Origin of the sequence: uncultured Campylobacter sp. (assembly GCF_937921625.1) — a bacterium.
Lineage (GTDB): Bacteria > Campylobacterota > Campylobacteria > Campylobacterales > Campylobacteraceae > Campylobacter_B.
The window spans coordinates 14,693-29,076 of record NZ_CAKZTI010000016.1; the positions used below are offsets into that span (position 1 = coordinate 14,693).

General features: G+C 45.6%; 16 protein-coding genes, 3 tRNA genes and 1 other RNA gene. 11 read left to right on the forward strand and 9 right to left on the reverse strand.

The genetic code is table 11. The features are described from left to right. Nucleotides 1–89: 89 nt before the first annotated feature. Nucleotides 90–1,154 (forward strand): peptide-methionine (R)-S-oxide reductase MsrB, encoded by a 1,065-nt coding sequence (msrB, locus tag Q0101_RS02185; protein WP_297941869.1) that lies wholly within the window; start codon nt 90–92, stop codon nt 1,152–1,154. Between the two features lie 715 nt (nt 1,155–1,869). On the opposite strand, the gene Q0101_RS02190 is transcribed toward msrB, so the two are convergent. Both Q0101_RS02190 and Q0101_RS02195 read right to left on the reverse strand, forming a co-directional pair. Beyond that, nucleotides 1,870–2,112: a hypothetical protein gene (locus Q0101_RS02190; protein WP_297941871.1), complete on the reverse strand. Its 243-nt coding sequence runs from the start codon at nt 2,110–2,112 to the stop codon at nt 1,870–1,872. A gap of 157 nt (nt 2,113–2,269) precedes the next feature. After that, a complete protein-coding gene (locus Q0101_RS02195; RefSeq protein WP_297941874.1) occupies nt 2,270–2,893 on the reverse strand; it encodes a hypothetical protein in 624 nt (207 codons plus the stop codon). A gap of 382 nt (nt 2,894–3,275) precedes the next feature. Here Q0101_RS02195 and Q0101_RS02200 point away from each other — a divergent pair. From Q0101_RS02200 to Q0101_RS02225, 6 genes are all read left to right on the forward strand, one after another. Further along, nucleotides 3,276–3,352: transfer RNA gene (locus tag Q0101_RS02200), tRNA-Arg, on the forward strand. A gap of 64 nt (nt 3,353–3,416) precedes the next feature. Next, entirely contained in the window at nt 3,417–4,409 is a 993-nt protein-coding gene (locus tag Q0101_RS02205) for an agmatine deiminase family protein (RefSeq protein WP_297941876.1), read from the forward strand. A 20-nt stretch (nt 4,410–4,429) separates the two neighbouring features. Further along, nucleotides 4,430–5,620: a carbon-nitrogen hydrolase gene (locus Q0101_RS02210; protein WP_297941879.1), complete on the forward strand. Its 1,191-nt coding sequence runs from the start codon at nt 4,430–4,432 to the stop codon at nt 5,618–5,620. 280 nt (nt 5,621–5,900) lie between these two features. After that, the gene (locus Q0101_RS02215; protein ID WP_297941881.1) at nt 5,901–6,314 is read left to right on the forward strand and encodes a type II secretion system protein; all 414 of its coding nucleotides are present in this window, start codon (nt 5,901–5,903) and stop codon (nt 6,312–6,314) included. A 173-nt stretch (nt 6,315–6,487) separates the two neighbouring features. After that, nucleotides 6,488–6,562: transfer RNA gene (locus Q0101_RS02220), tRNA-Gln, on the forward strand. Between the two features lie 41 nt (nt 6,563–6,603). Then, nucleotides 6,604–6,678, forward strand: a tRNA-Met gene (locus Q0101_RS02225). Between the two features lie 395 nt (nt 6,679–7,073). On the opposite strand, the gene Q0101_RS02230 is transcribed toward Q0101_RS02225, so the two are convergent. The 6 genes from Q0101_RS02230 to ssrA form a co-directional block, all read right to left on the reverse strand. Beyond that, nucleotides 7,074–7,409, reverse strand: a complete 336-nt coding sequence (locus Q0101_RS02230; RefSeq protein ID WP_297941883.1) for a DUF3969 family protein — start codon at nt 7,407–7,409, stop codon at nt 7,074–7,076. Next, nucleotides 7,387–7,518 (reverse strand): hypothetical protein, encoded by a 132-nt coding sequence (locus Q0101_RS02235; protein ID WP_297941885.1) that lies wholly within the window; start codon nt 7,516–7,518, stop codon nt 7,387–7,389. The genes Q0101_RS02230 and Q0101_RS02235 overlap by 23 nt, the downstream gene beginning before the upstream one ends. A 10-nt stretch (nt 7,519–7,528) precedes the next feature. After that, nucleotides 7,529–7,807, reverse strand: a complete 279-nt coding sequence (locus tag Q0101_RS02240; protein WP_297941888.1) for a hypothetical protein — start codon at nt 7,805–7,807, stop codon at nt 7,529–7,531. A 96-nt stretch (nt 7,808–7,903) separates the two neighbouring features. After that, on the reverse strand, nt 7,904–8,248 hold the full coding sequence (gene imm40, locus Q0101_RS02245) for an Imm40 family immunity protein (RefSeq protein WP_297941891.1): 345 nt from the start codon (nt 8,246–8,248) through the stop codon (nt 7,904–7,906). 24 nt (nt 8,249–8,272) lie between these two features. Then, nucleotides 8,273–8,602, reverse strand: coding sequence for a hypothetical protein (locus tag Q0101_RS02250; RefSeq protein WP_297941893.1), 330 nt, complete (start codon nt 8,600–8,602; stop codon nt 8,273–8,275). A 283-nt stretch (nt 8,603–8,885) separates the two neighbouring features. After that, nucleotides 8,886–9,247, reverse strand: a transfer-messenger RNA (tmRNA) gene (gene ssrA, locus Q0101_RS02255). 98 nt (nt 9,248–9,345) lie between these two features. On the opposite strand from ssrA, the gene panB reads away from it, so the two are divergent. From panB to Q0101_RS02275, 4 genes are all read left to right on the forward strand, one after another. Continuing rightward, nucleotides 9,346–10,143, forward strand: coding sequence for a 3-methyl-2-oxobutanoate hydroxymethyltransferase (panB, locus tag Q0101_RS02260; RefSeq protein ID WP_297941895.1), 798 nt, complete (start codon nt 9,346–9,348; stop codon nt 10,141–10,143). Nucleotides 10,144–10,544: 401 nt separating this feature from the next. Then, nucleotides 10,545–11,219 carry a hypothetical protein gene (locus Q0101_RS02265; protein ID WP_297941898.1) on the forward strand — a complete coding sequence of 225 codons (675 nt, stop codon included), beginning with the start codon at nt 10,545–10,547 and terminating at the stop codon, nt 11,217–11,219. Nucleotides 11,220–12,049: 830 nt separating this feature from the next. Continuing rightward, nucleotides 12,050–13,066, forward strand: a complete 1,017-nt coding sequence (gene ruvB / locus Q0101_RS02270) for a Holliday junction branch migration DNA helicase RuvB (protein ID WP_297941900.1) — start codon at nt 12,050–12,052, stop codon at nt 13,064–13,066. A gap of 208 nt (nt 13,067–13,274) precedes the next feature. Further along, nucleotides 13,275–13,877, forward strand: coding sequence for a hypothetical protein (locus Q0101_RS02275; RefSeq protein ID WP_297941902.1), 603 nt, complete (start codon nt 13,275–13,277; stop codon nt 13,875–13,877). 306 nt (nt 13,878–14,183) lie between these two features. Here the strand turns inward: Q0101_RS02275 and Q0101_RS02280 are convergent. Then, a partial coding sequence (locus Q0101_RS02280; RefSeq protein WP_297941904.1) for a hypothetical protein occupies nt 14,184–14,384 on the reverse strand: 201 nt, incomplete at its 5' end.

Consider the following 14,384-nt stretch of genomic DNA (forward strand, 5'->3'; position numbering starts at 1 on the left):
TTGTGGCAAATATCAAGCTCGGCAAAATTTCACTCTCATTTCATTTATGGATTGTAAAATTGCGCAAAATTTAAAACGAAAGGATCAAAATGAAAATTTTCAAAGCCTTAATCTGCCTCTTTGCTTTGGCGGCGGGTTATTTAGTCGCGCTAAATGCCGCAGGCGGCAGCGCGGCGGATACAAATTTTAAAGTTAAAGGGGGCGGCATGAACGCAAACGTGAAAGAAATTTATCTGGCAGGCGGCTGCTTTTGGGGGATGGAGGCGTATTACAAACAGCTCGACGGCATAGTCGCGACGCAGGTGGGCTACGCCAACGGCAAGAGCGATAAAGCAAGCTACGAGGGCTTACATAGCAGCGATCATGCCGAGACGCTACACTTAAAATACGACGCCAACGTCATCAGCGAGCCTGAAATTTTGGCGCATTATTTCCGCATCATCGATCCGTTCTCGATCGACAAGCAGGGAGGCGACCGCGGGCGCCAGTACCGCACGGGCATCTACTACGCCGACGAGGCGAGCGGCGAGCTCGCGCGCTATTTCATAGCGGCGCAGCAGGCGAAATTTAAAGAAAAGATCGCCGTAGAAGTGGCGCCGTTAAGGAATTTCGTCCGCGCCGAGGAGTATCATCAGGACTATCTCGGTAAAAACCCCGGCGGATACTGCCACATCGATCTGCGCCTAGCCAAAAAGCCGCTTGAGGACGATGAGAAATTTAAAGTGCAAAGCAAGGAGGAGCTGAAGAAAAATTTAACTGAACTTCAGTATCAAGTCACGCAGGAAAAGGCGACAGAGCGGCCGTTTTCTAGCGAATACGACAAGAATTATAAAAAGGGCATCTACATCGACATCGTGTCGAAAAAGCCGCTGTTTTCATCCACTGATAAATTTGACGCGGGCTGCGGCTGGCCGAGCTTTTCAAAGCCGATAACGACCGATGCGATCGCGTATGCGCAAGATGACAGCCACGGCATGCAGCGCGTCGAGGTCTCAAGCCGCGTAGGAGGCAGCCATTTGGGGCACGTCTTTGATGACGGGCCGAGAGAGAAGGGCGGTATGAGATACTGCATCAACGGCGCTAGCTTAGAATTTATCCCGCTTGAGGAGATGGACGCGCTAGGCTACGGGGATTATAAAATTTACGTAGAGTAACGCGGGCTAGGGCTTTGGCTCGGCGGTCAGTCGGTTAGTTTTATACGGCTCGGCTGCCGATCGGTTGGCGGTATATTGGTTCGGCAGTCGGTCATTTTGCAACTCGGGCGCGCGCTCCTCAAGTCTGCGGCTACTGCTTTTGGCAGTCGTCGGTTTTATACGGCTCCGCTATCGATAAATTCGGCGGCTGGTCGGTTGCCGATCGGTTTGGCTGGCGGCTAGTTTAGTTTGCGGTTGAGCGGAAGTTTGACGATCGACGGACGGCTTGGCGGTTTGATGATTTATCGGCGGATAAATTGGCTTGGCGGCTACGGATGGAATTTTAAAATTCCAAATACGATAAAATTTACCTTTAAAGAATTTCATATGGCGTAGCCGCAATAGAAAGAATTTAACGCGAGTGCAGCTCGTCCATATAGCGTTGTAGGGGGCTAGGTGGGGTTTGCGGGCGAGCAGAGCAATGCAATGCTGCGGAGGCGGCGCCTGCGAGAAATGTGACCTCGCAATTGGGCCCCCCTTCCAGCCCCGATAGAAACGGAAATCACGGCATAAAATTCGCAAGTCGTGAATTTGGGGATAAAATTTTGAAATTTTACTTTTTAAGACACGGAAGCGGTGTATGCTTAGCAAGAGATGCGGCGTAAAATTTGGAATTCTGCAACGAAAACGGCGTCTATGCAATGCCCGCTCTGCATCCGCGTCGCAAATTTTAAATTTAGGATAAAATTTTAATGGCTAGCCCCGCGCAAAATAGAAAAATCCCCGCATAGATCGCTAAAAACGGCGCGATTATCGCATAGTGGATGATGAACTCGAAGAAATTGTAGATTATGTGCTTGCTTTTGGGCTCTTTAAATTTTAATTCTAGCGGCTCGTTCGAATCAAACGGCGTGTTGGAGCGCAAAATGTGCCTCAGGCTAAAGATCCAGCACACCAAGTCTATTTTATTGCGCTGCATAGTCTTTGCCGATGCCCAATACGCCGTTTATATAGCATGCAAAAGCCGCCGAAAAACAAAATGAGCCTGATGTCGATCAGCTTATCCGCCATAGCGATCTTTCCTTTGCTTTTTAAATTTAGAAATTTAGCCCGCCGTATTTGCTCTCGGCGTTTGCCTATTGAAATTCTAATTTTGCGGGATTGCACTCTTTGTCGGCTTTGCAATCTTGCAATTTTTTGATGATTTTATTGAAATGTTCTTTGTTATGCGCTAAATCTCTCGTCATCGTTGTGTATTTGATTACTTCGTCAATGTCGAAAGAATAATGTAGATATGTTAGAGCGCAAAGAAAGCAAGAATTTATAATCTGACCGACTTCGCAGCCTCTTATTAGCCGTTCTAAACCTAATAGAATTCTGCTTGTTTTAATTAGAATTTCGCCCGCTAAATCACAAGCTTCAAAATTTTCTCTGCCATTTTTTTCAAAGCATTTCGTATTTAAAGTTTCTAATAATTTTTCACAAGTACTGTATTTTCCATTGCCAAAATCGCACTCCTTTATAAATTGCGAAATTTTTGGAGAATAAATTTTATCGCAACCTATGTAATAATGCGAAGCATCGCAACTAACTTTCGCTCTGCCGTATTCTTCGGCGGACATTTTATAAAACCCGTCGCTTAAAATTTTAACTTCCGCAGAATTTTGCTCTTGCGCCTCGCTTGGTTCCGTATCTTGCATCGCAAAAGCAGCCCCACTAAAACCGAGCCACAGCGCAAACGCTAAAAAGACCTTTTTCATTTTCCCTCCTTCGTTCATCTTATTACTTGTTTATGATACCTAAAAAGCGATAAATTTTATTTATTTTGCATGGGATTTGGGCTGCAAAGTTGTAAAATTTTTAGGATATTTTAAATTTGGCTCGCGGAATTTTAAGTAAGCTAAATTTAAATTCCAAGATACGAGCAGAATCCTTAGTTAAATTTCGGCGCGATACAAGGTAAATTTGAGTAGGCTAAAATTCTTGCACGTTGGAATTTAAACGAAAAACTGGGCGTCGTGATAAGGCAAACGCAAAAATGCGAAAAATGCGAAGCTAAAATTTATCGCATGTCGAAATTTAAACCGCCTTTTTGGCTAAATTTAAGCTAAAAACGCTATAATCCCGTTTCTTTTATTTCGTGCGCTCGTAGCTCAGCTGGATAGAGCATTTGATTGCGGTTCAAAAGGTCGGGGATTCGAATTCCTCCGGGCGCACCATCCACAAATATCTTTTTAAACCGAGCTTCGCTATAATCCGTGAAATTTTAATCTTGGAGCAAAAATGAGAGCATTCGCCGAATGGGAGAAGCAAGAGGCGCTTTTGGTGTCCTTGCCGCATGCAGGTACCGACTGGGCGCCGTATTTGGGCGAGATACGGGCGGCTTACCGCGACTTTATCGCCGCTGCAGCGAGGTTTGAGCCGGTCGTCGCAATCGCGCCGAGCCGCGAGGATTTTGAGCAAATTTGCGGCGGCTTAGCAAACGTCAGCTTCGCGCAAATCGACACCGATGATACGTGGATCCGCGATTACGGCGCGATCGACGTAGAGGAGGGCGGCAAAATCACCGGGCTAAATTTTCGTTTCAACGCATGGGGCGGCAAGTTTGCAAGCGCCAAGGACGACGCGTTAAATTCTAAGCTTTATGCTGCGAGCGCCCGCCCGCTGCGAGACGTGGATTTGATCTTGGAAGGCGGCAGCGTCGATTTTGACGGCGCGGGCACGATGCTAACTACCAGCGCGTGTTTGCTAAACGAAAATCGCAACTCCCTTAGCAAGGCCGAACTGGACGCGCGGCTGCGCGAAATTTTTGGGCTGAAAAACATAATCTGGCTGGGACACGGCTTCATCAAAGGCGACGATACCGACAGCCACGTCGATACTCTCGCGCGTTTTTTAAGCCCGCGCGTCGTGGCGATAAGCTCGTGCGACGATCCGAGCGATCTGCACTACGCGGAGCTTGGCGCGATGAAGGATGAAATTTCATCGCTCGGATACGACGTGATCGAACTGCCGATCCCGCGCGCGATCTTTTATCGGGGGCGCAGGCTGCCCGCGACTTACGCAAATTTCGTCTTTTTAAACGGCGCGCTCATCGTGCCTACATATGCAGACCCCGCAGATCCGCAAGATCCAAACCGCGCGGCAGACGAGCTGGCACTGTCGCGTCTGCGAACAGCGTGCACGGATCGCGAAGTAGTGGGAGTAAACGCGCGCGTTTTCATCCGCCAAAACGGCTCGCTACACTGCTCGTGCATGAATAAATTCAGGCTTTAAATTTAGATCGAAGGAAAAATATGAAAATTTTAAAAGTTGGGCTGATTTCGCATAAATTTGAAGGTACCAAGGCGCGCACGATAGCGCGTAGCATCGAGCTCATCGCGCGTGCAGCGGCGAAGGGCGCGCAATTAATCGTTTTGCAAGAGCTTCATCAGACGCATTATTTTTGCCAGCGCGAAAATACCGAAAATTTCGACTATGCGCAGGATTTTGAGCGCGATTTGCGGCTGTGGAGCGAGGTGGCGAAGAGATTTGGCGTCGTGCTGGTAAGCTCGCTTTTCGAGCGCCGCGCCGCGGGGCTGTATCACAATACCGCCGTGGTCTTCGAGCGCGACGGCTCTATCGCGGGGCGGTATCGCAAGATGCACATACCCGATGATCCGCAGTTTTACGAAAAATTTTATTTCACGCCGGGCGATCTGGGCTTTGAGCCCATAGATACGAGCGTGGGACGGCTCGGCGTGCTCGTGTGCTGGGATCAGTGGTATCCAGAAGCGGCGCGCGCGATGGCGCTACGCGGTGCCGAGCTGCTCATATATCCGACCGCGATCGGGTGGTTCGACGGCGATGGCGAGGACGAAAAGGCGCGCCAGCTGGAGTCTTGGGTCGCGGTACAGCGCGGGCATGCGGTGGCAAACTCTCTGCCCGTAGTCGCCGTAAATCGCGTGGGCTTTGAAAGCGCCGCGCTTAGCGAGGTTTCGCCGGATGAAATTTTATCCGGGGGAAATAAAATTTCGCCAGTAAGCGACGGCGGAGCAGCCAGCGATAAAATTTTGCGCTCCGCGGATACGGGCGGTGAGAGTAAAATTTTAAGCGAGGGCGGAATTTTATCTTTTAATAACGGTGCGCTAATGGATAGCGGCAAAATGGCGATCGGCGGCGAAATTTTGCCCGCGAAAAATGATGCGACGCGAGAGAATTTAAAGATTTCGATAGAGATCAAATTTAACGGCGAAACTTTAGAGGTGTTGCCGAATAAACAGCGTGTAGAGCGGCTTGCCAGCGAAGAGGGGATTAGATTTTGGGGCAATAGCTTTGTTTTCGGTGCACAGGGCGAGCAGCTGTTTCGCGCAAGCAGCGCTGATGAACTATGCGAAGTCGTAACCATCGATATGCAAAGATGCGAAAACGTACGCCGCTGGTGGCCGTTTTTGCGCGATAGACGCGTAGAGGAGTATGGAATTCTTACCAAGAGATACGGGCTGTAGTATCCTGTATCTCGAATAGTCATATAGTTTATCGGACGCGCAAGAGCGATAATGAAAGCAAATGATTTTTATGGTATCAATGTGCAGAGGCGCCGCCGAAATACATTAATGGACCAAATGAGCTTAAAATTTTGATTTTACAATGCCCGTAAAATCGAGCTTTGTAAATAAATTGTAAAAAATTTGCCAAAAACTATTGACAATTTTTAAATTTTTCTCTATAATTCCGCCAAGTTTCGCATATAGGTATGCGGGATGAATTTTATTTAAGGAGTAAACCATGAAAAAAGGTTTTACTATGATCGAGTTGATCTTCGTTATCGTTATTTTAGGTATTTTGGCAGCTGTTGCTATTCCAAGACTTGCAGCTACTCGTGATGATGCTGAGGTTTCTAAGGCAGCTTCTAACATTCAAACTATGGTAACAGATTTAGGTGCATATTATACATCTCAAGGAAATTTCTCTTCTACTGTTAGCACTATGACAAATGTTGCCAATCCAGTAAAAGTTAAAGCATTAGCGTGCTTTGAGGCTAAGGCTCCTACTGTTGGAAATGATACAATATCCGTAGCTACTGTAACAACTGGATTATGCGGTCAAGTATGGAGTATGCCAGGTCTATCGCAAATCAAAACTAGAATTGATGCAGATCATGGTTTAAAATTTGGCGGTAAAAACGTTAACTATAACTAATATTTTAGTATAGATATTTTTTTAAGGCTCTAGCTTCAGCTAGAGCCTTTTTTTGTTTATATAAATATAATTTATTCGTTGAGTCTTGCTGATTTTCATTAATCCGCTAATAGAGCTTAAGACTAATCTTGACTTTTGGTTAAAGTTTTTGTATAATTAAAGTCCTTTTTTGATGGGGTATAGCCAAGCGGCAAGGCAATTGGTTTTGGTCCAATCATTCGGAGGTTCGAATCCTCCTACCCCATCCAATCGCGAATGCTATTTTAAAATTCATTTGCGCTTCTTGTATCGCAGAGTAGAGCAGTGGTAGCTCGTCGGGCTCATAACCCGAAGGTCGGTGGTTCAAATCCACCCTCTGCAACCAATATCTTTAAATTTATATCACAGCATCGTGACTTTAAAATTTTACTCTTGACTTCATTGAGGAATAAGAAAATCTCCTATAATCTAAATCGGGATATTTTATCTACTAATTTATTTCAAGCTAATGGCTTAAAATTAATAATTATCGAGAAAGATATATAAAAACTCTTTAAATTGTAAAATTTGCCGTCTCATCTAAAATCTATGATTTATATTGTGACACCGATCTTGTTAATAGCATTATCGAGTATTGAAAGGACTTAAATTTACACAGAATTTCTATCGTGACATTAAAATTTTAAAGGTTCAAGATAAGCCAAAAATTCCTTTAAAAGTTTTTAACTTATCTTGAACCAAATTTTTTTTAGTGCTCGCCAAAAAACGGAACTATAGAGGCTACCCCTCATCTATAATTACCCATCTTTTTCTGGGCTCTTCATCGTATTGCTTTAAAATTTCTATTATTCTATTCTGCAATATTTGCAGGGTTTCCATATATTTTGTAGGAATTAGCTCAAAAATATCCTCTAATTCGCAGCATTCGATTATTATATCTATAATGCGTTCATCAACCTTATTTTTTTCCAAGTGCGTTGAGATATAGGGCGAAAACAAAATTCTTTGGCTTTCATCTATGGTAATCGCTTTATGTTCCAATGCCTGTAATGAGCCCAGCGCCATTAGTAAAATAGCTCTTTCGCCCACAATATCAATATTTTTCTCTAATATCATTCGTCTCGCTCCGCCCGTATTTAATTTCATCTAAAATCATACAAATCTTCCTCTCGTCTATCTCCCCATAAAGGCACGGGTTTGCCAGCTCAAATATGATTTCCTGCAAAATTTCATCCTCATATCCTATGTCCTCGTGGCACTCCGATTAAATTTGCCCATTCCTCAAGGAGATCATATGAAATTTCTTTATCGACGACTCTATTTAAGATATTTGCAATCGTATTTTGAGTTATTGTTACAAGCTCCAATTCGCTATCAAAGCCTATCGTTGCCAAGTCGCTTTCTATCGCACTTATATCTTTAGCAAAATTTATCAAATTTAATAAAATATCTATTTTAGCCATCAATGCCGCATTCGCCCTCAAGCCTCTATAGTCATATCCTTGTCTTTTCATAAAGCCTCGGTTCTAAAATTCTAAATTTCATATTGTTTTTCCTTTTAAAATTTAATCGGTTGCCGATATTTTATTTGCGCAATCCAATTAAAATTTTCATTTGGATACCCGCCCAGGGCCAATGGCTGGATAATATATAAAATCATCTCCGTTTCTAGCGCGATACTTAGTGATATATTCGATCGCCACTTCGAATGCATTGTCATTCCCCTCGTTTGTATACCAGCTATTGCATGTGATTATGGGCTTATTGCCGCTTAGGAGATATACTTCTCCTCCTAGGATAATCATACCTTTATCTCTTGCGATTTTTAGTACCTCCATTACATCGTCAAATTTCCAAGCGATTTCATAAAAACCGAGCTCCTCTCTTAGGCGTATACCGCGCTCTAATAGATCCTGCGGCACTATATTTACAAAATCCTCATCTGTAAACAACATAATTCGCTCCTTTTAAGTATAAGATTATTGCCATTGCCATTTTTCTATTTCGTCTTTCTTTACGAAATACCCTCTTTCGCCGCAAGGATAGTAAATTTTACACCATTCGCCTTTGCAGGATTGGATAGGGATGACTATCTCATCATAATAAGCAAATTCTTCTTTATCTTCATAGAAAATTTTACGAATAACGGCGTCTTTAAATTTATATATAATTTTTTGATCTATTTTTTCGCCGCATTCGCCGTAAAAGGCACCTTCTTTGTGTTTTGCAAAAGTGATTTTATGCCCTAAAATCGTAGGGCTGCACCCATATAGGCATAATGCGACAAAAGATATAACAAAATTTCTCATCTCTTTCTCCTCTCTTCTATAATATTGCGTATTGCGTCTTGTACTTCTTGATGCTTTTGACGCCTCTACCGTCGAATTTTGGCAAAATATACGCCCTTTATTCATATGGGAACCCCCCCCAATGCGAAAAAGCCCCTAATAAGACTCCTAATATTTCGGAAAAGATTATATCTAAAATAAAAATGAAAGAAGCCCGGAATGGCTAAAATTTAAGATAGACGCCTGCGTGCAGGAACCAAATGCAACTCGAATAAAAAGTGATTAAAATTTAAAAATAGATAATTGGTGGAGGTGTGCGGGATTGAACCGCAGTCCGAAAACAAACGACCAAAGCCTCTACATGTTTAGCAAAAGTGAAGTTCTCGCGCAGGCTCGCTCACTTTCCAAAACGACCCGCCGGCGCAAAGACTAGGATTTCACCCTACGGCTCGTCACGCCGCAGAGCTACGCTATCGCAGATTACCCGCAGCCGCGCTTAGATAGTATCGGCGCAGAGCAGGGCTCGACTGGACTTACGCAGCTTTAGCGTAAGCAGGAGCAAATTTAACGTTGTTTGCGTTTAAATTTAGTTTGGATTTTATACGCTGTATCCAAAGCGACATGCAGCCTTGACCCATCCGTTCCCGTCGAAGCCAAGTCACCCCCGAAAGAATGCGCGCGCATTTTACTTTAAAATTTTATAAATGTCAAATTCGGCTTATGCTAGAATTGTGTTCAAATTTTAACCAAATCAAGGAGCCAAAATGTCAAAAATCACGCTTTCTAAATTATATGAGATGAAAAAATCCGGCGAAAAGATCGTGATGATCACTGCCTACGACGCGCTTTTTGCTAAAATTTTCGACGACGAGGTCGATATGGTGCTCGTAGGCGACAGCCTAAATATGAGCTTCGGCGGGCACTCCGAGACCCTGGGCGCAAGCGTGGAGCAGATGATTTATCACGCGCGGGCCGTAAGACGGGGGCTCAAGCGAGCGTATATGGTCGTGGATATGCCGTTTTGCTCGTGCGCGACGCCAGAGCTTGCGCTGCAAAACTGCGCCAAAGTCTATGAGAGCACCGGCTGCGACGCCGTCAAAATCGAAGGCGGCGCGCATATGGCAGATACCGTGGCGCTGCTTAATCGAAACGGCATCGCCATTATGAGCCACATCGGGCTAAAGCCGCAGTTTTCGCGCTTTATGGGCGGCTACAAGGTAAGCGGACGCGGAGAGGAGGGCGCGCGCGAGGTCTTAAACGACGCTAGAGCGCTTGTCGAGGCGGGCTCGGTGCTGCTGCTGGTAGAGGGGACGATTTCCGCGGTCGCAAATCAAGTGGCGCTCGGCACCGACGTGCCCGTCATCGGCATCGGCGCGGGCGCGGGCATAGACGGACAGGTGCTCGTGTGGAGCGATATGTGCGGATTTTTCACGGAGTTTCGGCCGAAATTCGTTAAGCGCTATTTAGACGGCGCTGAGCTGGTAAAAGGCGCGGTGCGCGAATATGCGCGCGAAGTGAAGGACGAGAGCTTCCCAAGCGAGGAGTTTGAATATAAACAATAGCGGGGTTTTGGGCTAAATTTTAAAATTTACGCGCTGAAGTTCCAGCGATAAAGCCTCGCTTGCCTTAAAACAATGCTTCGTTTTCGCGCGTCGCAAGCTACGTAAACAGCTCGCCAGCTTGCGCCGCTTGAAATTTATTCGGCGCGAGTAGATCGCAGACGCTTTGGGCGGATACTCTGCGCGGTATTTTATACGGGCGGCGCCGTGCGAGAGTTTGCGCGCTTCTGCATGCGGGCGCTATTTCTGTCGCCGAGCGCAATGCGCGAGCGCTTTTCATGAACGCTCTCGCGCCCGCAGCTCTAAAATACGCTACGAGCGCTAAATTTTACGCACGTAGCCGTAGAGCTCAAACATAAACCAGCCGTCACGCCTAAACGGCTTATAAAATTTAAGGAGAAAATTTGGCTAAAGCTTTAAAAATCGTCATAGCCGTGGCTCTGGGCTTGCTCTTTTGCGTAAAGGTGCTGCCGATTTTGGCGGCATTTTTCGCGTTTAATTCTTTCTTTGATAAAGATGATATGGAACTGGATAAAGCCCCGCCGATGCAAAACTACGAGCACAATCGCGAGAAATTTCTAGACCTGTTAGCTTTTGCAGGTCGCAACTTCCCTAAAAATTTGCGCGTTACGATCCAGAGCACCTACGGCGATGAGTATATTTGGATTGATTTGGACGGCAACGAGACGAAATTTTATTCAAATTCCATTTTTAGAGATAATGCGCCGGGTATCGGCGAGGGATTAAAGCTCATCGGCTGGGACAAAAAGACGTTTGGGCAGCTAAAGTCAAAGCTCGCGGCGATAAACGCCAGAACCATCGTGCTAAATAGAAGCGGTGATAGCGGGGTGCCTTGGGCGGAGATCACCTACCGATACGTGGAGCACTTCACCGATAGCTATCAGTTTTATGCCCCGGATAGCTCGAAGCTCGCCAAGCTGCACGCCAAGGGCTGCTCGAAAAAATTTGAAAGCGACGGCGTAGTATTTTTATTCGAAAGCACAACGTCCGGCTCATATAGAGCGTTCTGTAGCAGCGATAATAATAAGAGCGTTTTGATCGAAGAGCACGATTTGTAGAACTAGGCTCGCGCAGGAAAAATTTAGCGCCTTAATTTGGGGCGCGATCGATAAGGCGTCGCGAGGCTGAGAGGCTAAATTTAATCGCACGAGCCCGCGTTGAGCTTAGCGACAGATTTTATAATCCGCGCTAAATTCTAAGTCGTCTTGAAAAACGAAATGTCGCGCGAAATTTTACCTAGCCGCGCAAGGTAGAATTCTGCATAAAATTCTACGCAGAATTTCTTGCAAAATTTTAACCGACTGCGCGAGACGGAATTCTGGCTAGCTGCGTGTCGCAAAGCTTGAAGCGTAGAATTTAAAGCCTCACTGCCGCAAAAGCGAAATTCTTTTTAAAATTCTACGAGGCAAAATTACGTTGCAAAATTCCAGGCGCCGAATTTAATATCGCAAAATTCCAAGCGTCAAATTTCGCGTCGTAAAACCATGCGAGTATTTTCAAACGGCTAAATTTTGCCGCTAAATTCTATGCGCTCGAATTTCGCACCGCCGCTCGCGAACGCCTAAAGCCTTAAATTTACGCGCTAAAATTTCACGCTGTAAAATTTAGCGCAGTTAGCGACCCGCGCGCTGTTTGGGAGCCACTACGACAAAATTTCACACTTAAGGCATAGCGAGCGTAGCGGCATGAGCATAGCCTTAAAACGTCGCGCTAAAATTTCGCAGTCTTTTGCGACGGGTGCTCTGCTTTTTAGCCCCAAGCGCGTACCGTAAAATTCTGCGCGGTAAATTTTATCTCGCTCGCAAAGACGGCGCCTTGCTAAAATTGTCAAAATTTAGCCATTTTTCGCTACACTTGCTAAAATTTTAAAAACGATTAAAGAGAGATTATGGACAGAATTGTAGAGATCGAAAAGATGCAGCTCGATGAGAGCGTGGAGAGCTCGCTGCGCCCGTCGAGCTTCGAGGATTACGTGGGGCAGGAGAAGATCAAATCGAACCTCGCTATCGCGATCGCCGCGGCGAAAAAGCGCGCCGACGTGCTCGATCACGTGCTTTTCTACGGGCCGCCGGGGCTCGGCAAAACCACGCTGGCGCACATCATTGCCGCTCAGATGGGCGCCGCCATCAAGGTCACCGCCGCGCCGATGATCGAAAAGGCGGGCGATCTGGCGGCGATTTTAACGAACCTGCAAAGCGGCGACGTGCTTTTCATCGACGAGATCCACCGCCTAAGCCCCGCGATCGAGGAGGTGCTGTATTCGGCGATGGAGGACTTCCGCCTCGACATCATCATCGGTTCTGGTCCCGCCGCGCAGACCATCAAGATCGACATTCCGCACTTCACGCTCATCGGCGCCACGACGCGCGCGGGCATGATCTCGGCGCCGCTGCGGGATCGCTTCGGCATGCAGTTTCGCTTGCAGTTTTACACGCACGCCGAGCTTGCGCGGATAGTGCAGATCGCTTCGGTTAAACTCGGAAAAGAGAGCGCAAGCGACGCCAGCGCCGAGATCGCGCGTCGCTCCCGCGGTACTCCGCGTATTGCGCTACGGCTACTGCGCCGCATACGCGATTTTGCCGAGGTGCGCGACGAGGGCGCTATCTCGCACGATCGTGCGCGCGAAGGGCTCGAGGCGCTGGGCGTGGACGAGCAGGGCTTTGACGAGATGGATATAAAATATTTGGAAATTTTATTTGACGCTAAGCACCGCGCCTTGGGGCTTAGCACGATCGCGGCGGCGCTTAGCGAGGATGAGGGCACGATCGAGGACGTCATCGAGCCCTATCTGCTCGCCAACGGCTACATAGAAAAGACCGCCAAAGGCCGCATCGCAACCGATAAGGCGCGCGAGGCGCTCGGTCGCGTGCTAAAGACTGCGGAGAGAAATCTGTTTGAGGAGTAGGGCGGATGAAATTTTATACTTCACGGCGCTGAGCCATAGCTACGCAGGCGGAAACTTTGCCGTGGTGATTTCGTATATTTGGTCTTTGAATTTTGCTTAGTTTTAAAGTTTCTGCAGATTTAAAATTTAAAGCGGGAAATTTTGTAAATTTAGAGCAAATTTATTATCGGCTCAATAAAATATCCAAAAGAATATGAAGGAAAATTTTATGAAATTCATAACAAAATATATAAGAAGGTTCTTATATTATTTTTACGATGTATTTTATAGACGTGTTTTTATCAGGGGAGTTTCGCATCCGCCGGCACAGGTGGCTAGCATAGGCTGTTATGGTTTGCTTTTTGTCCTATGCGGGATACTTCTTACTATTTATAGAACGGACACGGCGCCCAAACAATTGAATGAGCTTGAGATAGATACCGGAATTTTAAGAAACGTTTATTATAATTTTCGCGGAAGCGGCGGACGAATACATATAGAACTAGAAAACGGCAAGAAAAAAGTTTATGAAATAAGCAAAAGCGATAGCGATATTTACGAAAAGCTAAAAGGGCAAAAAATCAAAATTTACGGCGAGCCAAGCCCGGATATATTAGGTAATAATGAAATTTTACAGCTTGAAGATAAAGATGGAAAGATATATAAAGAATATAATTTCGATCATAGATTGTTAAGACCATATTTGATGACCGCACAGTTTAAATTCTTTTTAAAAGGGGTGGTTTTTCTACTTTTATTGATATTTTTTATAAATTTTTCAGATAGAAATTTGATTAAAAATAATCCAGAAGAAGGAGTAAAAAATGAGTAACGGATTGGGCATTATTAGAGATGGGCTTTCACATGGTCTTGCTAATACAGCTGCAGCGTAAGCAATAGTGAAAATCTGCTTTCGTATGCCTATAGGGGCGGCTATTATTCTCACTCTACATTGAAAGTTAAAATTTAGTCTATTCGCGCATCTATTGTGCTCATTATTTTATAAATTCGCTGCTCTCTTGTTCTACGCAGATTGTTGCTCGTGATTATTAAGATACATTGATTTTCTAAAAAATAGCCTGTCGCCCGCTTAGCTTTTACTTCACTCTCGTTTATCGTACCGATTTTTACTTTGCTTCTAGCAGACACATTCGCTATACATTTTTCTTTTCCGTGTGAAGTTGCTATTGGGCTTATTGTAAGAGTTGCAGCGCGAGTATATCCACACATTGGGCGCGCGCAGCTTTAGATTTTGCGGCACTGCACAAGCGTCTAACACTCGCTTATCGGCTCTGCCTGCCGAAGCGCTAATTTCATCAAATTTAGCCGCACGCACGTC